We start from the raw sequence: 20784 nt of genomic DNA, 5'->3' as shown, positions 1-20784 counted from the left end.
AGATGAAAATAAAAAATCTTATATTTGGTTCACCAATTCCTAATGCAAAACAACAAGAGCAAAAAATAGGTTTGTTTGCTGGTTTTGCAATACTTTCTTCAAATGCGTTATCCTCTGTATCTTATGCTACCGGAGAGGTATTTATAGTTTTGGCAACCGCCGGAGCAGCAGCTGTTACGCAATACTCGATTGAAGTAGCGTTAATGGTGATATTGCTGATATTATTGATGGGTTTTTCGTATGCTCAAGTTATACGCGCTCATCCAGAGGGTGGCGGTTCATACTCAATAGTTAAAACACACTTTAATGAAAAGCTTTTGCTATTAACTTCGGCATCCCTTATTATTGATTATATTCTTACAGTGGCAGTTTCTGTTTCTACAGCAGCCGTGGCGATTAGTTCGGCTTTGCCTGCTTTAGATGATTATAGTGTTAGATTAGCTTTAGGTCTTTTGGCACTTCTGATGATTATAAACCTTCGGGGGATTAAATCTACAGCAAAAATTTTTATCTGGCCAACATATATGTTTATTGTTTCGATCATTATCTTGATAATTGTAGGAATATATCAGTATAGTCATAACTTTTTACCAACATTTGCATATACGCAGAATCAAATTGATCATATGCAAGCTTCAATGGGTGTTTTGAGTATAACTCTTGTATTGCGTGCTTTTTCATCAGGTAGTGCTGCGTTAACAGGTATTGAATCATATGCAAATGGAGTTTCAGCTTACAAATCTCCAATCTTAGCCAAATCAATAATTGGTTTGTTATTGATGACATTCTTATCCATATTGATGTTTGCTGGAGTTACTTTTATTGCTGCAAAAACAAAAATATTACCAGGCTTTTCAGAAAGTGTCCTATCGCAAGTTGCGCATCAAGTTTTAGGCAATGGCTTTTTATATTATTTTTTACAAGCATCTACATGTTTGATTCTACTTATGGCTGCAAACACCTGTTTTACTGGCTTTCCTGTTTTAGCTTCGATTATGAGTAAGGATAACTACCTTCCTGAGCAGCTTCAGCGTGTCGGTGATAGATTTGCATTTAGAAATGGCATTATAATGCTAACTATCTTATCAGCAATTTTGGTTGTGATATTTGATGCAAAAGTCAGCCGCTTGATACCATTATATGCTTTTGGTGTTTTTATTGCATTTACACTTTGTCAAGCAGGTTTGGTTAAGTATTGGTATAGAAATAAGCGTACATATAGAAGCTGGGGGATTAGAGCGTTTATAAATGCATTTGGCTGTGTTGCTACATTTGTAGTATTAATTACAATTGTTGAGAGTAAGTTTTTTGAGGGAGTTTGGATTGTAATAATTGCGATAGCAATTATCATGTATGGCCTATATGGAATAAAAACACATTATATAAGAAGAGAGCATAATCTAGCATTAAGTGTTGATGAGGCAGTTGTAAATGCTTGTGTACATGAAAATCTTAAGCCAAAAATAATTCTATTAGTCTCACGTATTCACCGTGGTACAATAGAGGCACTAAGTTTAGCAAGAAACTTATCTGATGATATAACCCCAGTTTTTGTTTCGGCAAATCAGCAAAAAATTGAAAAAATCAAAATCGAGTGGAAAAACTTGGCTTTCAAAGAAAAACTCTTGATAATGCGACCTGTATATAACTCATTTATAACTCCAGTATTACAAATTTTGCGTAAAAATGATCTAAGAGACCCAGAACGAGGTTATTCTGTGGTAATAATTCCAGAAGTTGTAAATACAAAATGGTGGCACTTTTTGTTACATAACCAAAATTCGCGTATGGTTAAATTAGCTATAGCAGCAATGGATAAAAAAGATGACAAAACTGCTACTAGAGTAGTGATATCAGTTCCATATAAAGCAGAATAGATGAGAGATTTTTTTAGAAATTACTGGCTGGTATCTAGAGATTTTTGGAGGTCTAAAGCAGGCTTAATAGCTTTACTAATCTTGGCTATATGTGTAGTGTTTGAGTTTACTAGTGTTGGTTTAAGTGTTTATTTAAACCATTGGTATGTTGCCTTCTACAATGCTGTAGAGCAATATGACAAGCAAATACTATTACGACAACTAATAATATTTGCTGGAATTACTTCAGCTATGTTGTTAAATAGCTTTTTGGCGTACTTCTGTGGTCAGTATCTGGTAATTTTTATGCGTAAACCAATGACTGAGAACTATGTTAGTAATTGGCTTAATTCTAAAAGTTATCTAAGTTGTGCCACTATTTATGATAATCCTGAGGAACGCATTAGTTACGATATACAGCAGCTTATTGTTCTCTCAAAGAACATGTTTTTGACAATTATCCACAGTGTCTCAACATTAGCTTCTTTCTCTTTTATTTTGTGGGGATTGTCAGGGGTATTATCCTTGTCGTTATATGGTTATGATTTTAATATCTATGGTTATCTTTTTTGGGTTGCGATATTTTTAGGAATAATAAATGTCTGGGCTGTTTTTAGGGTGGGTAAGCCTTTAAAAGAGCTTTTATATAGCCAGCAGAAATATGAAGCAGACTTTAGATATGGACTATCTGTAGTTAGAAACAATAAAAACTCCATTTATGATAATAAGTCTGAAAAAAGAGAATATGTTCTATCAAGAAAGAATTTTAATAAGGTTGTTGATAATTTTTATAAGGTTACATTCCGTAAGGCAAAAATAGATATCGTTAGAAGTTTTTTTGTGCAAATATATTCTTTGGCAGGAATAATTCTCGCATTACCACGCTATTTTGCTAAAAGCATTAGTTTTGGACAAATTATGCAGGTGCAGTCAGCGTTTTACAGTGTCATTTCTCCAATGTTATTTCTGGTTTTTTGGTATGAGAATTTAGCTGAGTTAAGAACTAATGTTAGTAGGCTTTCTGAACTTAAGAAATCAACGCAAACTTCACAACAGCAGGATAACAATAGAATAATAGATTACCAGCATCAAGCTTTAATAACTCTACAAAATATAACTATAATTAAACAAGATGGAATTTTGCTTAAAAATATAACTTTCTCATTAGACAAAGGAGAAGGGCTATTTATCCATGGGCGAATAGGTATAGGTAAAACGAGTTTACTAAGAGTTGTAAATGGCCATAGTAATAATTTTGTTGGTAAAATAATCTTTAACAAAGTACCTAGGATAATTTTTTTACCACAGCTCCCATATTTCCCTAAGGATGATTTTAAAAGAGCAGTGTTTTATCCACATTTTGCTAATATTCCAACGGATATTGAATTCAAAGCTATACTTGATTCCTTGGATATAGGCTATTTGGCTAAATTTATAAACTCTATCCATGAGTGGAAGAATATCCTATCTTCTGGGGAACAGCAGAAGCTACGACTTTGTAAAATATTTACTAAAGATTATGATTTGATTTTACTTGATGAGGCAACTTCTAATATAGATGCAAAAGCAGAGAAAAAAATCTATCAGCTACTTAAAGATAAAGGTCTAGCTTATATTTCAGTTAGTCATAATGACAGAGTCAAAGCATATCATGATAAAGTTATCGAACTTACTAGTGATTGATTAAAAGATGGACAATAATACTAGCAAAGTAGCCTAGAGCAATAGCCCAAGTCCATTTTAGATGTCCGACAAAAGTATATTTACCTTTAGATTTACCCATTACGGCAACACCAGCAGCAGATCCAATAGCCAATAAACTACCGCCAACACCAGCGGTAAGTGTGATTAACAGCCATTGAGCATGTTCCATAGTCGGATTCATGCTTAATACCGCAAACATAACAGGGATGTTATCAATAATAGCTGAGAGTATACCAATTATAGTATTTGCTTGAGTATGCGCTGAAAATAAAGTTGGAGCTATCGACTGCATATCTGAGTAGATATATTGAGAAGCAATACCTAAGTAGCCAAGCGCAGCAAGGCCTTGTACGGAGACTAAAATGCCATAAAAGAATAGTAAAGTATCCCATTCTGCTTCTTTAACTTTATCGAAAATATCAAAAGCATGTGGTGGCATTTTATGACCTTGTGGATTTTTATTTTCATGAGCTATTTTTAGACCATAGAAGTAGTTATATATCATTACATAGCCAAAACCTGTCATCATTCCTAGCGATGGTGGGAGATGAAGCATATGTTCAAATGATACAGCTGTAGCTATTGTCAGGATAAATAATATTATTACTGGAATAGCGCCGCGCTTAAGTTCAATCTTTTCTTCGATGATTGACTGAGTTTCCATTTTTGGTATAAAAAAACTCATAATAATAGCAGGAACCAAGAAGTTGACAAGGGAAGGTAAAAATATTGCAAAGAATTCAGTAAACTTGATAACTCCTGTTTGCCAAACCATAAGCGTGGTAATATCACCAAATGGTGAAAACGCACCACCAGCATTTGCTGCAACTACGACATTCACACAAGCCATGGTTATAAACTTTTTATTATCTTTACCGATAGATATCACAACAGTACTCATAACTAAAGCCGTAGTTAAGTTATCAGCAACAGCCGATAAGAAAAATGCAATTATACCGGTAAGCCAAAAAGTTGCTAAATAGCCAAAACCAGCGCGTAAAAGAGAACTTTTTAGTTTGGCAAAGACATTTCTATCTTCCATTAAATTGATATATGCCATAGCAACCAATAAGAAAAGTAACAGCTCACCATACTCTGTCATAATATGGTTGAAATTACTATGAACAATATTATCAGCACCCACAGACTCACCAACAATAGCTACTAGAATCCAGATTATCCCAGCAGCAATAATTACAGGTTTTGATTTGTTTAGTTTAGTAAAATCCTCTGACATCACCAGTAGGTAAGCTAAAATAAATACTACAATAGCCGCTATTGCTAAAGGGTGGTTAACCGCATTAACACTGATGGCACTTAGTGTTTCTTTATCTTTTGCAAATGACAGTATTGGTAGCAGGATGATTGATAAAAATAGTATAATATTTTTGTACATTATATTTGGATAAAACTATTTGAATAACAGCTATTATAACATTCTCAGTTATAGAGTTAATAAAAATAAGCCAAGCTTATAGCTTTATCAAACTAAGTGTACTAAATCAGTAACATATTTATAATATTCTGTTATAATAATCTGCTATTTAATAATAAAATAAAGAGGTGTTTCTTATGTGGAAATATTCTCCATTAAAGACTATTCTTATCTTAGGTCCTATGGTTTTTGCTTTTGCATTAGCTATGGATGTATATATGCCTGTTCTACCTGATATGCGTGAAGCTCTACATACAACTCAGCAGATGGTGCAAGTGACATTATCTTTATTTTTGATCGTGACAGGTGTCGGGCAGCTTTTCTTGGGACCTTTATCTGACCAGCTTGGTAGATTTAGAGTTATTCTATTATCTGCAATATTGTTTGTTATAGGCTCTGTTCTTTGTGCTTTATCGAGTAATATAGAGTTTTTGATAGCTTCTAGAGTAGTGCAGGGGTTAGGCTGCTGTGGTTTGTCTGTTTGTGCTTTTGCAATTATTCGCGATGCCTTTTCAGGTAAAACAAGCTCGATGGTCTATAGTTTTATAAATGCGATTATATCAGTCTCTCCTATTATAGGACCTTTAATAGGCGTGCAACTGGCTATCCATTTTCATTGGCAATCAGCATTTGTATTCCTTACAGGGTTAGCAATTGTAGCATTTTTGATAGTGGTGATATTTGTCAAAGAGAGTTTGCCTGTCGAAAGGCGTAAAAAAATGTCTTGGAATGTCTTTGCAAGATATCTATATGTAGCAAAATCGCTACAATTTTGGGCATATTCATTAGCAGCTGTATCTGGAATGTCTTCGTTTTTTATACTATTTTCGATGACACCGTATATTATCAATTATTTAGGTTATCCAATATCTGAGATATATGTGGTATTTGGTTCAGCAGGATTAGCATTTTTGATAGGTTCTTTATTCGCAGGCATTATAGTTAATGCGTTAGGTGTTTACAAAACAGCTTTGTTAGGAGTTGCATGTGTTTTTGCTGCAGGTATCTTATCATTAAGTATTTATGAAATATGGGGATTAAGCTTGTGGGGATTTTTTGCTCCATGTTTTTTAGCAACATTTGGTTGTGCACTTACTGCAGGTACTGGAGCAAGTGGTAGTATGGAACCTTTTTATGAAATAGCAGGTGTTGCTGCAGCGTTATTTGGAACTATGGAGTTTGCTATTAGTGGAGTTATAGGAAGTATAGCAATGTTATTTCCAGCTACTAGCTCTCTGCCAATTGCAATTACAATGATTATTATGTCAATTTTATGTTTTGTATTATTGTTTTTGATAAAGGATAAAAGCAAATAGTAGATAAAATTATTAATCAATCTTGAATTTTAAGCAACAAGTATTCTAGACACTCTGGGTTTTATTTTTAATCATTAAAGCAAACTTCATATCTTCAGCTGTAACATTATCAAACTTTATCTTAGCTTGATAGCCGCTACCTTTTGCTTCTTCCAGATGTTTGCCATCCTTACCTTGCATATTATCTAGGATAATTTCACGGCTACCAGATGGTAACATTAGTTCAATACTATCACCAATCTTGATTTTGTTGCGGACATTGACATCAGCGTAACCAGTATGTTCATCAAAGTTTGTGATTTCACCAACAAATTGTTGTGTAGAGCTACGTGAATCAGAATTATCATATTTTTGGTACTCATCATGAACATGGCGACGATAGAAGCCTTCTGTATAACCTCTGTGTGCAAGACCTTCAAGCTTATCCATTAGTTTCATATCAAAAGGTTTACCGGCTAGAGCATCTTTGATTGCTTGGTCATAAAGTTGAGCTGTTCTTGCTGCATAGAAGAATGATTTAGTTCGTCCCTCAATTTTAAAGCAGTCAATTCCTATTTTTATCATAGTTTCTACATGTTGTATTGCACGCAGGTCCTTTGAGTTCATAATATAAGTGCCATGCTCATCCTCAAACATGGGGTTATATTGACCAGGCTCTTTATCATTTTCTATCAAGACAACTTTATCAGATGGTGTTCCAATACCTAAAGTAGATTGTGTTTGTACTGGTTCAAAATCACCCCATTCGTTTTGTTTTGCTTCGGCAACTTTATAGCTATTACGACAAGCGTTATTACAAACACCTTGGTTAGGATCTCTATGGCTATAATATCCTGAGAGTAAACATCTGCCAGAGTAAGCCATACAAAGGGAGCCGTGAACAAATGTTTCAATCTCCATATCTGGACAATGCTCTTTAATCTCGGCAATCTCTTTTAGTGATAACTCTCTTGAAAGCACAACACGCTTAATACCAAATTTTTGCCAGAATCTAACAGTTTGATAATTTACTGTATTTGCTTGTACTGATAGATGTATCTCTTGATCTGGGAAATGTTCCCTAACAAGCATTATCATTCCTGGATCAGACATAATCATCGCATCAGGCTTAAGAGCTATTACTGGAGTTATATCTTTTATGTAAGTTTTAATTTTTGCATTATGCGGTGCGATATTATTTGCAAGCATTATCTTTTTGCCTTGAGCGTGAGCTTCAGTAATTGCTGTCTCAAGAGTTTCTAGTTTTGAAAACTCATTATTTCTTGCTCTTAGACTATATCTGGGCTGGCCGATATATACAGCATCTGCTCCATATGCAAAAGCATAGCGCATCGCCTTTAGTGTACCTGCAGGAGATAGTAATTCAGGTCTTTTCATTTGTATTTATATCCTTTGATTTAGTATTTGTTAATTTAATTTTTAGAAGATGATTGATTTACTTTAAATATTTTAACTTTTTATTGTTTGTCTATAAAGATTTATTTTTTAATCAAATTAAACAAAAAAGCAAAGGTCTTGAGGATATTACAATTATTAAAATAAGTTAGTATAAGGGCTTTATAATCCATAGCGAGTTATGTGAGCACTCAAGCTGGTAAAGATATAAGCCAACAGGTTTTGGGTTAGTCCAATTGCAACAGCTGTTATTTATTTTCTATTAGAAAGCAGCTTATAAATAATAACTCAAAGCAAAAAGTAGTAAGGTTCCTTTTGCTGTGGTATTATGATATTATCTTTTGTCTAAATAGTAGATGAAATTTACTTCTTAAATTTAATAGGATCTAATATGAATTTTGAGCTTGCTAGAGAAAATATGGTAAAGCAACAAGTTCTTACGGAAGGACTTTCTTTAGATGGTGTTGCTAAAGTTATGGCAGATATTCCTAGAGAAATTTTTTTACCGAGAGAGCTTCAAAGTTTAGCTTATTGCGACACAAATTTAGTCATAGGCGAAAAAGAATTAAGAAGCCCAATGTTTACAGCTAAGCTTATAGAGGCATTAGCTATCAAAGCTAGTGATAATGTCTTAAAGCTTGGTTTGGAAAGTGGTTATACTGTAGCCTTAATAGCTAAGCTATGTAAGAGTGTTGAGCTTGTTGATTATGATGAGCAAAGACTAGCTTTAGCAAGACGTCAATTGGCAAACATTGATATATATAACGTTGAGTTTAACAGTGCCGAACACATAACTAATATTATCAAAAATGCTAAAAAATATAATTGTATATATATAGCAAATGTTCTCACAGATGATGAAATTGATGAGTCTTTATTAGGTCTTCTTGAGACCGGAGGTAGGCTAATATTTGTTGTCAGAACAGCTATATGTGATAAAGCTTACTTGATAACTAAAACACCAAAACAAACTTACGAAAAAAGTTTTCTTTTTAATACATACAATAAGTAAAGAGTATTATGAAAAGGTTAACATTATACCTCTTAGGTTTTTTTGGTTTTTGTCTAGCTTTAGCTAAAGTAAATACCCCTATTCCTGAGTATAACTATGCAGGAAGACCTATAGGTACTGATGTTGCTGAAAATCCGTATAGTGTCGAAAAACAATACGCCAAAGCTGATCAGATTAAACAAGGTAATAGATTCTATAACCTTAAAAAAGCTGATGAAGTTGCGATGGTCGGTGATACTGAGGATAAATACTATAGTTTAGTTGATATCTATAAACTAGCTGCTGAACATAACGCTGATTATCAAGCAGCAAGATCAACTTTTGCGGCAAATGTTGAGACTGTACCGACAGCATTAGGTGCATTATTACCACAGATTGATTTTAATTATAACCTTAGAAGAGACTTGTATAATCAGTTCGGCGGTAGAGTTAATGACACTGCAAATGTGGTAAATTTTAGTGGTTCTCAGGTTCTCTTTGATTGGAGTAAATGGAAGACATATACCCAAGCAACATATTTGCAAAAATCATATGCAATGATTTATGCTAAAGCTGAACAGACGCTTATAACTAATACGGTTACTGCATATTTTGAGCTGCTAAGAGCAGAACAGGCACTACAATTTCAGTTTGCTAACGAAGCTTGGAACAAAAAGTTATATTTGACACAGAAGTATCAGTATAACTCGGGTATGGTTTCGTATGCTGATTTTAAAACTACAGATGCACAATACCGTCAAGCAATCGCTGATAGAGTTAATGCCCAAAGAAATTTTATTAATGCAAAAGCTGTGATGGCTAAACTTATTGGTAAACGTATAAGTTCGATTTTATATATATCAAAAGATACTGAGTTTGGTAATCCGGTCCCTAATGACATTAACTATTGGTTAAATACAGCTGATAAGTATAATCTAGATATTGCACAGAAAAAATTTGAATACGAAGCAGCACAACAGGGTGTTGGTATTCAATGGGGTAACTTTTTCCCTAAAGCTAATTTAACCGGTGGCATAATGATGTCTCGTAATGCTCTTTCTGGTTCACCAGCACAAATAGCTGAGATCCCAACTAAATATGATGTTGCTAATATCGGTGGCGAGGTTAGTTGGAATTTATTAAGAGGCGGTTCTGATTATGCGCAACTTAAGCAGGCTAGTTATGATAGCCAAGCGGCCAACTACGCTTTACTACAAACTAAGAGGGAAGTTTATGCTAGTACAGTAGAGGCGTTTCAAACTGTTGTCCTTGATGCAGTTAGAATTGAAGCTTTTAGAAAATCTGTATATTCAGGTATAGCTTCTGTAAAAGCGATATTAGAAGGCTTTGAAGCAGGTACCCAAACAATCGTTGACTTGCTTAACCGTCAGACAATACTTGTCCAAGCACAGTTATCATTTGCAGATGCTATATTTAACTATGTTGAAGATTATGTTAATTTAAAACAGTTACAAGGAAGCTTAACATACAAAGATGTTGAATACATAAATAGTATTTTAGGAACCACAGATATAATATCGCAGATTGCGACGGAGTAATTAGTTTGATGTCTCAAGTCTCGGCTTTTATTTTAGATTTTGAGAAATATAAAGCTGAGCACCTTAAATTATGGCTTTCTAGCAGAAATATAGATTTACCTCGCCTTACAAGCAAGCAAAAAATATTTTCGCAGTTTATTCGCTATTTTGTTTTAGAAGAGTTTTATCATATTGCATCACCAGTTTTTATAAATCAGCATGCTAAACCTTATCTAAAAGATAACGCTGTTTTTTTTAATATTAGTCATACACTGACAAAGCTTATAATTGCCGTTGCTGATCAAGAGATTGGTGTAGATATTGAAAAGATATCAGCTAGACGAAACATTGTTAGGATCGCACAGCGTTACTTTAGTGAATTAGAATGCTACGAGTTAACTATTAGTGATAATCCACCTCAGGATTTCTATACTTTATGGACACTCAAAGAATCTCAAGTAAAAAGAAATTCACTTGGAATAGCAAAAGGCTTGAGCAGTGCTAATTTCAGCAAAATCAATAACTCATGGCTTAGTAATAGTTATCCAAGCGATTTTGTGTCATTTTCATATGATGAATCAATAGTTTCAATATGTTGTAAGAATATTGTCGCTACGAAAATCAACCTATTTGAGATAGTAGATTTTAAATTTAAGCAGATACAGTTCTAGGGAGGAGATTATGGCACTAAATGCAACTAAAGACTATAGTTTGTTTGATATGGCTGAGGAAATCTGTGCTAAAGGTTGGCAAATAGTGGCTTACACAATGCCAATGAATAGCCAAGAGCTAGTGGTTATGCGCGTGCTAGTCAGAAGAGGCTTTAGCTATGACTTGGCACAATTGATGATTAAAGATTTAGTCGCGGTGATTGGTTCATTAGAGGAAAAGACAAAAGCATTAAAAAGGAGTAGTTTTGCGCATTAGCGTTTTAGATAATTTTGATTAATTTATCGTGTTAAATATTGTTATAATATTGTTTGTTAATAATTAATTTATAATAAGAGTAGTCGGTAGCTTATGTGTGGAGTAATTGGAGTCGCTGGACCAGATCAGGTTAGTTATGCGTTATTTTATGGTTTAAGTCTTTTGCAACATAGAGGTCAAGACGCTGCAGGTATTGCAACTATGGATCAAGGACACTTTTTTATCCGTAAGAATACAGGGCTAGTAAGTGATGTGTTTACAGATGAGAAATTAGAGAAATCAAAAGGCAATATGGGTATTGGTCATGTAAGGTATCCTACTGCAGGTAGTTTAGGCGCTGCTGATAGCCAACCCTTTTATGTAAATAACCCTCATGGTATAGTCTTTGCGCATAATGGTAATCTGACTAATGTTCCAGAGCTTGCACAGATGCTTCATGATATCGAAAGACGCCATCTTAATACAAGTTCGGATTCTGAATTATTACTCAACTTTTTTGCTTGTGGTATGAATAAATCAAAAGGTTCTGCAACTCCAGAGGCTGTTTATAAAGCATGTGAGTTCGTCTTTGAACATGTCAAAGGTGGTTACGCTTGCACAGCGATGATAGCAGATTTTGGTTTAATTGCTTTTAGAGATCCTTATGGTATTCGTCCACTTGTGCTTGGCTTTAAAGAGTACGATAATGGCGATAAAGCCTATATGGTTGCTAGTGAGAGCGTTGCTTTAGATATTTCGGGATTTAAGGTATTGCGTGATGTTGAGCCTGGTGAGGTGATAATAATTACTGAAGACAGAAAAGTTCACTCTGAAGTCTGTGCAAAAAAACCAGTACTAGCACCGTGTTTATTTGAATATGTCTACTTTGCTCGACCAGATAGTATTATGAATGGTGTAAGTGTTTATCAAGCGCGTGTTGATGCTGGTAAAGTTTTAAGCAAGAGAATCAAAGATGCATGGAAAGATAAGGATATCGATATTGTTATCCCAGTACCAGAGACAGGTAGAGCCTCTGCACAAGAGATTGCGACAGCACTAGGTGTCGAGTATCGTGAAGGCTTTGTTAAGAACCGCTATGTTGGTAGAACATTTATTATGCCTGAATCAGTTGATAGAAAGAATTTTGTCAGAAGAAAACTAAACCCTATTCCAGCAGAGTTTAAGGATAAAAATGTTCTACTTGTCGATGACTCTATTGTGCGTGGTACAACATCAAAGCGTATTATTGAGATGATTAGAGATTTAGGTGCTAAATCTGTTTATCTTGCTTCGGTATCTCCGGCAGTTCGTTATCCAAATGTTTATGGTATTGATATGCCAGTTAAGTCAGATTTAATTGCTCATGGTAAGACCCTAGAAGAGATTCGTCAGTGGATTGGTGTAGATGGGTTGATATATTTACCATTAGAGGATCTAAAAGAAATTATTCAAAAACAAAATCCTAAGATTAGAGAGTTTGAGGATAGTGTTTTCTCTGGTAATTATATTACAGGTGATGTTGATGACGCTTATCTAGATGCGTTAGAGAAACATCGAAAAGAGTTAAAAGAATTAGAAAAAAAATATAAAGGGTTTGATAGCTAATGATTAGAATTTATGAAGGTTTAAGTGCATTATCTCCTTTTAGAAGAGAAAAGATTTTAGCAGCTGCTAAAAAAATATCTAGTAAGGTTGAGTCAATAGCAGCGCAATATATCCATGTTGTTGAAATTGATCAGGAGCTTAACAATAAGCAAGAGCAGATTATTAAATCTCTACTTAACTACAATAGAGAGTATGGCTTAGCGCAACCAAAAGGACATACTTTTATCACAGCACCAAGAGTTGGTACGATTTCACCATGGTCATCAAAAGCAACTGATATTATCCGTAATACTGGAATTAATACTGTTAAGAGAGTAGAGCGTGCGATTGTATTTGGTATTGAGGGTCAGGTATCAGTACAAGAATTACAAGCTATGCAAAATCTTGTCTATGATCGTATGGTTGAAGAAATTTTTTCATCAAAAGAGGATTTACAACGACTATTTGAAACTAGAACTCCTAAAGCATTAGAATTTGTCAATATCTTAGAAAATGGTCAGCAGGCTATCAAGGATGCTGATAAAAAGCTTGGTCTAGCACTTAGTGAGCAAGAGATAGCATATCTAACAACTGAATATACTAAGCTAGGCAGAAATCCAACAGATACAGAGTTGTATATGTTTGCGCAAGCTAACTCAGAGCATTGTAGGCATAAAATCTTCAATGCTAAGTGGACAATCGATGGCCAAGAGCAAGATAAATCATTGTTTAAGATGATTCGAAATACAACCGAGAAATCTCCACAAGGAGTACTCTCTGCTTACAAGGATAATGCTGCTGTGATAGAGGGCACAACAGCGCAAAGGTTCTACTCAAATACGCAAACAGGCATTTATAACTTCCACCAAGAAGAAGTTGATATCTTGATGAAAGTTGAGACACATAATCACCCAACAGCTATTGCACCATTTAGTGGTTCAGCAACTGGCGTTGGTGGCGAGATTCGTGATGAGGGCGCAACAGGTCTTGGAGCTAAACCAAAGGCAGGTTTGACAGGTTTTACAGTTTCAAATCTAAATATTCCAGGTTTTGAACAAGCTTGGGAAACAAACAAGTACGGTAAGCCTAATCATATCGTGACATCATTACAGATAATGCTTGAAGCACCTATCGGGGGAGCACATTACTCAAATGAATTTGGCCGTCCAAATCTAAATGGTTATTTCCGTACTTTTGAGCAAGAGGCAAATACCTCTAGAGGTAAAGAGATGTTTGGCTACCATAAGCCAATTATGATTGCTGGTGGTATGGGTAATATCAAAAGAATGCATGTTGAAAAAGGCGATATCAAAGTTGGTGCTAAGCTAATCTGTCTTGGTGGTCCAGCAATGCGGATTGGTCTAGGTGGTGGTGCAGCATCGTCAGTAGTTTCATCGGAGGCAAACTCAGAGCTAGACTTTGCTTCAGTACAGCGTGATAATGCCGAGATGGAGCGCCGTTGCCAAGAGGTAATTGATAGGTGTTGGCAAATGGCAGAGAAAAACCCAATTACCTTTATCCATGATGTTGGTGCTGGTGGGATTTCAAACGCCTTTCCAGAGCTTGTCAAAGATGGTGGGGTTGGTGGTCACTTTGAGCTTAGAAAAGTAAATGTTGGTGAAGAGGGACTTTCTCCATTAGAAATTTGGTCAAATGAGTCTCAAGAAAGATATGTATTATCAGTTGAGCCAGAGAATCTTGAGCTTTTTGCGCAGCTTTGTCAACGCGAGAGATGTCCATTTGCTATAGTTGGTGAGGCTATTTCAGAAAAACATATCACACTTAATGATGAGTATTTTGATAATAAGCCAGTTGATTTACCAATGGGGTTATTATTTGGTAATACTCCGCAAATGCATATTGATGTCAAAACGGTCAAAGTTGAGCAAGATGCTTTTGATACAAGTACTCTCAAGCTTGATGATGCAATTGAGCGAGTGCTAAAAGTACCGGCTGTAGCTTCTAAATCTTTTCTTATCACAATTGGTGATAGAAGTATCAGCGGTATGGTAGCGCGTGATCAGATGGTTGGCCCATGGCAAGTACCAGTGTCTGACTGTGCTGTAACCACTGCTACTGTCGATAGCCAAGCCGGTGAAGCTATGGCAATGGGTGAGAAAACACCAGTAGCTACAATAAATGCTGCTGCTTCAGGTAGACTAGCAATCGCAGAAGCAGTGACAAATTTACTAGCTGCTGATATTGAAAAGTTAAGCGATATTCGCCTTTCAGCGAATTGGATGGTTGCTGCAAACCAAGGTGATGAAAACCAAAAGTTATACGAAACTGTCAAAGCAGTCGGTATGGAATTTGCCCCAGAGCTTGGCATTGCAATACCAGTCGGTAAAGACTCAATGTCGATGAAAACTAAATGGGCTGACAATGGGCAAGAAAAATCTGTAACATCACCATTATCATTAGTGATTTCAGGTTTCTCACCTGTAGCTAATGCACGTAAGACTCTTACACCAGTTTTAGCTGATAGTAGTGATACAACTCTTTTACATATTGATTTATCAAATGGAGCTGGTAGATTAGGTGCTTCATGTTTAGCACAAGCTTATAGCCAGATTGGTAATGTAGCTCCTGATGTTGAGCCAAGTAAGCTAAAAGTATTGTTTGAAAATATCACTAAGCTCAAAGCACAAAACAAAATCCTCGCATATCATGATGTCTCTGATGGTGGTGTTTTTGCTACTTTAGTAGAGATGTCTTTTGCTGGACGTAAAGGTTTAGATATTCAGCTACAAACTCAAAAAGCTTCTCTCATTTCGGACTCCGATCCGGAATCTCAATCTATACTAGAAAAACTCTTCGCGGAAGAAATCGGTGTTGTAATCCAAGTAAGAAATAATGATATTGCATTAGTTGAAGCGCTATTTAAAGATAAGCAAATCCACCTGTGTGCAATAGCTAAGCTAAATTCTAGTGATGAGATAAATATTTTTGTAAATGCTGAAAAAATATACTCAAATATGCGTGTAAACTTACAAAGGTGGTGGGCAGAGACTTCTTACCAGATCCAGTCAATTCGTGATAATAGCGAATGTGCTAAACAAGAGTTTGATAGTATCCTAAATGCTACTGATAAAGGTATCCATGTTGAGGCTACATTTGATATTGAGGAAGATATCACAGCGAAGTTTATCAATGTTGAGAAGCCAAAAGTTGCAATCCTAAGAGAGCAAGGTGTCAACGGCCAAGTTGAAATGGCAGCAGCATTTACTACAGCTGGCTTTGAGGCTCATGATGTGCATATGTCAGACTTACATGCTGGTAGAATTACACTTGATGATTTTAAAGTTTTAGTCACTTGTGGTGGTTTCTCATATGGTGATGTTTTGGGTGCTGGCGGTGGCTGGGCGAAAAATATTCTCTTTACAGATAGGCTAAAAGATGAGTTCAGTCACTTCTTTGGTCGTGATGATACATTGGCACTTGGTGTATGTAATGGTTGTCAAATGCTTGCACAGCTTAAATCACTAATCAAAGGTGCTGAAAACTGGCCGATATTTATCAAGAATAAATCAGAGCAGTTTGAGGCTAGAGTTTCTATGGTTGAGATTCAAGAATCTGACTCTATTTGGTTTGCTGATATGGCAGGCACAAAAGCGCCAATAGCTGTAGCCCATGGCGAGGGTCGTCCACTATTTGAAAATGAGACGCAACAACAAGCTATGCTGTCAAGCTCACAAATAGCTCTTAAATATATTGATGGGCAAGGCAAAGCTACAGAGATGTATCCATACAATCCAAATGGTGCAATAGCTGGTCTAACAGCTGTAACAGCATTAGGTGGTCGTGTACTTGCGATGATGCCACATCCGGAGCGTGTTTATAGAGCGATTACAAACTCATATATCCCAGCAGAGTATGATGAGTATTCTGTATGGATGAGAATGTTTAGAAATGCTAGGAAGTGGGTTGGGTAAGTGTTAAAGTTATCAAATTGGCTATGAGAAAGTTAAAACCATGACTGCGAATCTCTCAATAATGAGTATAAGTAAATCTATTTACTATCGTGCAGTAAATGCTAAGAAAATTGAAAACCTTTAACTCAAAATTGAAACCGCCAAATTTTATTCATTCACCTCATGATGATCCTATAAATAACCCCATTCTTCTTTATATTTAACATATGTTTTATTCATCTTCCAGTTAACATAGCTATAGTTGCCAGATTACGACAGAATCAATAACTTTACTACAGCTAACTACATATAAAAATGTCATGCTGAATTTATTTCAGCGTTTCACTATAAGTATTGATTTTATTGAGGTCCTGAAACGAGTTCAGGATTGTGACAGAATGTACTACTTTTATGCCTAGGAGGCTATAAATCAAGTTTGGTATTAGGCTTATTTCTTGTATCTTTAGGTAAATTGCCATTTAAATCATTCTTGAATACTTCTTACACTTATGTTGAATTTTTTTGATAGCTTTAGAAAGTTCATTTCTTCTGCTTTAAGTTTTAATATTTTCTTAATAAAATGATGAGAATATGACCTAAAATAAAATTAGTAACTACTTTTATACATATAACTATAAAATGAACTTAAAAATATTACTTTTACTGCGAATGGCGCTGCTAAATCCGCTGATTAAATTGCTAATGGTTATAAAATATTATAAACTACTCCTAGTGTATGAAATATATATTAATAAATATTATAGTTTAAATAACAGGTAATATAATTTTCTTTTAAATAAAGAAAAGGAAGTTTGAGAAAATGAAAAAATTATTATTATGGTTCATACTAATTACTGGGGTTGTTTTTGCTAATGATGAACTAAATTTTAATATTAAATTGCATAATAATACTCAAGAAGGGAATTTTTATATGTTAAAAAAACCTAGATTTATTTCAGATAATATTAGTTGTCCTCAAAAAGGATCCTGGATAGAAGAATATGAAGGATTTTGGTCAGAACAAAAGAAGTGGATACGAGGAGGCAGTATTCAATGTGTTTTTACTGCAAATGTTCCTTTAATTTCGACATATTTACCAGACTCTTTCGATTTACTATGGCCTGCATTATCGCTGCATACAAGGGTAGATGATACTAGTTTATATTTCGTGGTTCAGAAGAAAACAAATAGTAAACTAGGAAATAAACAAGATAATAATGTCACAGTAAAATATCATCCACTAATTTCTAATGGTATTAATACTGGAGTCGGCAAGCTAAATAACAAAGTATTAAAAGGTAAGTTTAAACTTAGAGACTCAAAAGGAAGTAGCTTAGGTGATTATAGGAATATGGTGGTATCGACAAATAAAAACGTTTCATTTAAGACGGCTTTGCGTTGGCCTGACCCTGAGAATGATGATATATTAAAAGAAATGATCTCTAGCCATACTTCTGAAGATAATTCAATAGTTATTTCTGAACTTGTAATTAGTGATGATATTCAAAATGCCGCTTTTATAGATCCAATTAATTGGGGTGTAAAAAAAATAGTAACTGTACATGTGCTTTTAAATGAAAAAATTTTTGGTAAATTTATTCAAGATATTTCTCAAATCGAAGCTTGTAGTGATGATTTAGATTTACTAAGAGATTTTGAGATAATTGGTACCCCAGCAAACACTAATGATAATAAGGATAATAGTTTTCTAGAAAATTATGTGGCTAGTCAAGATGCTATTCCAGCTATTCGTGAGGGCTTAGAATTATATAGAAAAGAAATTAATTTAAAAGGAAGAACGGCTATAAACAATTTTGAATTGAAACTATCAGCTTCACAATCTGAGCTTGCAGCTCAAGCATTGAAAAACTTCTATATATTTGATTTACCGGGTATTGAAGAGGGAGCTCAAGAGAAGAAAGTAGAAGAAGCACTATACTTAAATATAGGAAAATTCTTAGATGAGCTTGGGCCAGGATTTGCTTTTATGGGTCGCCAATGCCAATATCATTTAGAAATTGGAAAACAAGATTTTTATATAGATTTATTATTTTATCACTGCAAGCTACATTGTTTTGTTGTTATTGAACTGAAAGATAAAAAGTTTGGGCCTGAAGATGTTGGTAATATGAATCTTTGTTTATCAGCTGTAGATGATCAGATGAAACAAGCTGATGATAATCCATCAATAGGACTAATTCTATGTAAAACAAAGGATAATGTAGTTGCAAAATATGCATTAGAAGGTGTATCTAAACCGATCGGAGTGTCTGAATATAAATTAAGAAAATAGTGTATCAGAAAATGTCAGCTAATTGAAAGAAAATAGTTGGTAAAATAAGCTTATAAGTATTATAGAATAAAGTTTAAAAGAATTATTAACAAATGTCTGTAAAAAAAACTAAAACTAAATTGTCACTCTAAACTAACTCAAAAATATGGTAAACAAAATGAGTTATAAAGATACAGATGTAGAGCATACAACATGTGAGCTTCACAGACATGGTTTCAACTTTCTCATAGCTAATTCAACAGCGTAAACATGATCTTGTATATGCTCTTTTTAGGAACATATAAACTAAATTATCAAGCCAGTATTATTATAACAAATAACTCAATTAAATTAGTAAAATCACGCTGGCGTATTATTTATAAATATGTTGACAATATCATTCTATTTGAGAAAATTAAACTATATTTAAGTTGAATCAAATAGTTCATGATGTATCGTCACGTTTGTAGCTTGGCTGAGTTTTAGCTTAGATAAGCTAGGTGTGCTTGCGGATGTTTTATTGAATAGGGTAGTAAAATGATAAAAAGATATGATGTGGCAGAAATCTCAAAGATTTGGGCAGATGAGAATAAATATGCAAAAATGCTAGAGGTTGAGCTTGCGATTTTAGAGGCACTTGAAGATAGAATGGTACCTAAAGGTACAGCTGCAGAAATTCGTGCAAAAGCACAAATTAGACCAGGAAGGGTTGATGAGATTGAGAGGGTGACAAAGCATGATATCATCGCTTTTTGTACTTCTATTGCTGAGCAGTTTACAGCTGAAACAGGCAAATTTTTTCACTTTGGTGTTACATCATCAGATATTATTGATTCAGCTCTTAGTTTACAAATTCGTGAGTCTATGGAACATGTTGTCAAGGATCTAGAAGCTCTTTGTGATTCATTACTTGCAAAAGCTCAAGAGACGAAAGAAATTATCACTATGGGTAGAAGTCATGGGATGTTTGCTGAACCTATGAGTTTTGGGCAAAAGTTTTTAGGTGCTTATGTTGAATTTAAACGTAGACTAAAAGATCTAAAAGATTTTCAAAAAGATGGACTTACAGTTCAATTCTCAGGTGCTGTTGGTAACTATTGTATTTTAACTACGGAAGATGAGAAAAAAGCTGCAGACCTTTTAGGTTTACCAGTGGAGGAAGTTTCTACACAGGTTATTCCTAGAGATAGAATCGCTAAGCTAATTTCAATTCATGGGCTTATCGCTGCTGCTATTGAGAGATTAGCTGTAGAGATTAGGCATTTACATCGCAGTGATGTTTTTGAGGTCTATGAGGGCTTCTCTGAAGGGCAAAAAGGTTCATCAACTATGCCACATAAAAAAAATCCAATTTCTACAGAAAACCTAACAGGTATGGCAAGAATGCTGCGATCTCATGTTTCAATAGCTCTAGAGAATTGCGTATTATGGCATGAGCGAGATATTTCTCACTCTTCAGCAGAGCGTTTTTATCTACCAGATAACTTCGGTATCATGGTATATGCTTTACGCAGAATGAAAAATACTATTGATAATCTAGTGATACAACAAGACATTATCGAAGATAGAGTTAGAAGTACTAGTGCTTATTTATCAAGTTTTTACCTGCACTTTTTAGTAGCAAATACACCATTTATGCGTGAAGATTGTTATAAGATTGTTCAGCAAGTTGCTTTTGATCTTAAGCAAGGAGAATCTTTCTCTAAGAAATTACAAAAAGTTATGCAAGATGAGCATAAAATTAGTTTGGATATTCCAGAGATGGATTTTGAGGGTATTAAGAATACTTATCTAAAAGAGATCGATCATGTTTTTGAGCGATCTATCAAAATTTAGAAAATAATGAGAAAACTATCAATAGAATAGTGCTACTGTG

12 protein-coding genes and 2 pseudogenes are annotated in these 20784 nt (G+C 34.7%); 12 read left to right on the top strand and 2 right to left on the bottom strand.

What is annotated here, in order from left to right; genetic code table 11:
- The first annotated feature begins 2 nt into the window (after positions 1-2).
- Together CGC45_RS08495 and CGC45_RS08490 are read left to right on the top strand one after the other, a co-directional pair.
- Positions 3-1877, top strand: coding sequence for an APC family permease (locus tag CGC45_RS08495; RefSeq protein WP_071629854.1), 1875 nt, complete (start codon positions 3-5; stop codon positions 1875-1877).
- Positions 1878-3539, top strand: a complete 1662-nt coding sequence (locus CGC45_RS08490; protein WP_071629853.1) for an ABC transporter ATP-binding protein/permease — start codon at positions 1878-1880, stop codon at positions 3537-3539.
- On the opposite strand, the gene nhaD is transcribed toward CGC45_RS08490, so the two are convergent.
- Positions 3529-4956 carry a sodium:proton antiporter NhaD gene (nhaD, locus tag CGC45_RS08485; RefSeq protein WP_071629852.1) on the bottom strand — a complete coding sequence of 476 codons (1428 nt, stop codon included), beginning with the start codon at positions 4954-4956 and terminating at the stop codon, positions 3529-3531. The genes CGC45_RS08490 and nhaD overlap by 11 nt on opposite strands.
- A 176-nt stretch (positions 4957-5132) precedes the next feature.
- Here nhaD and CGC45_RS08480 point away from each other — a divergent pair, with 176 nt between their 5' ends.
- Positions 5133-6311 (top strand): multidrug effflux MFS transporter, encoded by a 1179-nt coding sequence (locus CGC45_RS08480; protein ID WP_071629851.1) that lies wholly within the window; start codon positions 5133-5135, stop codon positions 6309-6311.
- 45 nt (positions 6312-6356) lie between these two features.
- Here CGC45_RS08480 and trhP read toward each other — a convergent pair whose 3' ends face one another.
- Complete coding sequence (trhP, locus tag CGC45_RS08475; RefSeq protein ID WP_071629850.1) at positions 6357-7688, bottom strand: prephenate-dependent tRNA uridine(34) hydroxylase TrhP; 1332 nt, start codon at positions 7686-7688, stop codon at positions 6357-6359.
- Between the two features lie 409 nt (positions 7689-8097).
- Here trhP and CGC45_RS08470 point away from each other — a divergent pair, with 409 nt between their 5' ends.
- The 9 genes and pseudogenes from CGC45_RS08470 (at position 8098) to purB (ending at position 20744) form a co-directional block, all read left to right on the top strand.
- Positions 8098-8718: a protein-L-isoaspartate O-methyltransferase family protein gene (locus tag CGC45_RS08470; RefSeq protein ID WP_071629849.1), complete on the top strand. Its 621-nt coding sequence runs from the start codon at positions 8098-8100 to the stop codon at positions 8716-8718.
- 8 nt (positions 8719-8726) lie between these two features.
- The gene (gene tolC / locus CGC45_RS08465; RefSeq protein ID WP_071629848.1) at positions 8727-10256 is read left to right on the top strand and encodes an outer membrane channel protein TolC; all 1530 of its coding nucleotides are present in this window, start codon (positions 8727-8729) and stop codon (positions 10254-10256) included.
- An 8-nt stretch (positions 10257-10264) separates the two neighbouring features.
- Positions 10265-10906, top strand: coding sequence for a 4'-phosphopantetheinyl transferase family protein (locus CGC45_RS08460; RefSeq protein WP_071629847.1), 642 nt, complete (start codon positions 10265-10267; stop codon positions 10904-10906).
- Between the two features lie 13 nt (positions 10907-10919).
- Positions 10920-11162 (top strand): annotated as a pseudogene (locus CGC45_RS08455) (glutamate decarboxylase); the annotation flags it as partial.
- Positions 11163-11255: 93 nt separating this feature from the next.
- Complete coding sequence (gene purF, locus CGC45_RS08450) at positions 11256-12746, top strand: amidophosphoribosyltransferase (protein WP_071629846.1); 1491 nt, start codon at positions 11256-11258, stop codon at positions 12744-12746.
- Entirely contained in the window at positions 12746-16657 is a 3912-nt protein-coding gene (gene purL, locus CGC45_RS08445) for a phosphoribosylformylglycinamidine synthase (RefSeq protein ID WP_071629845.1), read from the top strand. Before purF ends, purL begins: the two co-directional genes overlap by 1 nt.
- A 799-nt stretch (positions 16658-17456) precedes the next feature.
- Positions 17457-18419 (top strand): annotated as a pseudogene (locus CGC45_RS09470) (hypothetical protein); the annotation flags it as partial.
- Positions 18420-18455: 36 nt separating this feature from the next.
- Positions 18456-18929 carry a PDDEXK nuclease domain-containing protein gene (locus CGC45_RS09465; RefSeq protein ID WP_306669153.1) on the top strand — a complete coding sequence of 158 codons (474 nt, stop codon included), beginning with the start codon at positions 18456-18458 and terminating at the stop codon, positions 18927-18929.
- Between the two features lie 516 nt (positions 18930-19445).
- A complete protein-coding gene (gene purB / locus CGC45_RS08435; protein WP_071629843.1) occupies positions 19446-20744 on the top strand; it encodes an adenylosuccinate lyase in 1299 nt (432 codons plus the stop codon).
- The last annotated feature ends 40 nt before the right edge of the window (positions 20745-20784 follow it).

Origin of the sequence: Francisella opportunistica (assembly GCF_003347135.1) — a bacterium.
Taxonomy (GTDB): domain Bacteria; phylum Pseudomonadota; class Gammaproteobacteria; order Francisellales; family Francisellaceae; genus Francisella; species Francisella opportunistica.
The sequence above is the reverse complement of the archived record's forward strand: the minus strand, read 5'-3'. Positions and strand labels throughout refer to the sequence as shown.

What these genes read in the sequence shown, in the direction of transcription:
- nhaD (WP_071629852.1), bottom strand. Translation starts at nt 4,956, where the DNA reads ATGTACAAAAATATTATACTATTTTTATCAATCATCCTGCTACCAATA.
- purB (WP_071629843.1), top strand. Translation starts at nt 19,446, where the DNA reads ATGATAAAAAGATATGATGTGGCAGAAATCTCAAAGATTTGGGCAGAT.
- purL (WP_071629845.1), top strand. Translation starts at nt 12,746, where the DNA reads ATGATTAGAATTTATGAAGGTTTAAGTGCATTATCTCCTTTTAGAAGA.
- tolC (WP_071629848.1), top strand. Translation starts at nt 8,727, where the DNA reads ATGAAAAGGTTAACATTATACCTCTTAGGTTTTTTTGGTTTTTGTCTA.
- CGC45_RS08470 (WP_071629849.1), top strand. Translation starts at nt 8,098, where the DNA reads ATGAATTTTGAGCTTGCTAGAGAAAATATGGTAAAGCAACAAGTTCTT.
- CGC45_RS08460 (WP_071629847.1), top strand. Translation starts at nt 10,265, where the DNA reads ATGTCTCAAGTCTCGGCTTTTATTTTAGATTTTGAGAAATATAAAGCT.
- CGC45_RS08490 (WP_071629853.1), top strand. Translation starts at nt 1,878, where the DNA reads ATGAGAGATTTTTTTAGAAATTACTGGCTGGTATCTAGAGATTTTTGG.
- CGC45_RS08480 (WP_071629851.1), top strand. Translation starts at nt 5,133, where the DNA reads ATGTGGAAATATTCTCCATTAAAGACTATTCTTATCTTAGGTCCTATG.
- purF (WP_071629846.1), top strand. Translation starts at nt 11,256, where the DNA reads ATGTGTGGAGTAATTGGAGTCGCTGGACCAGATCAGGTTAGTTATGCG.
- trhP (WP_071629850.1), bottom strand. Translation starts at nt 7,688, where the DNA reads ATGAAAAGACCTGAATTACTATCTCCTGCAGGTACACTAAAGGCGATG.
- CGC45_RS08495 (WP_071629854.1), top strand. Translation starts at nt 3, where the DNA reads ATGAAAATAAAAAATCTTATATTTGGTTCACCAATTCCTAATGCAAAA.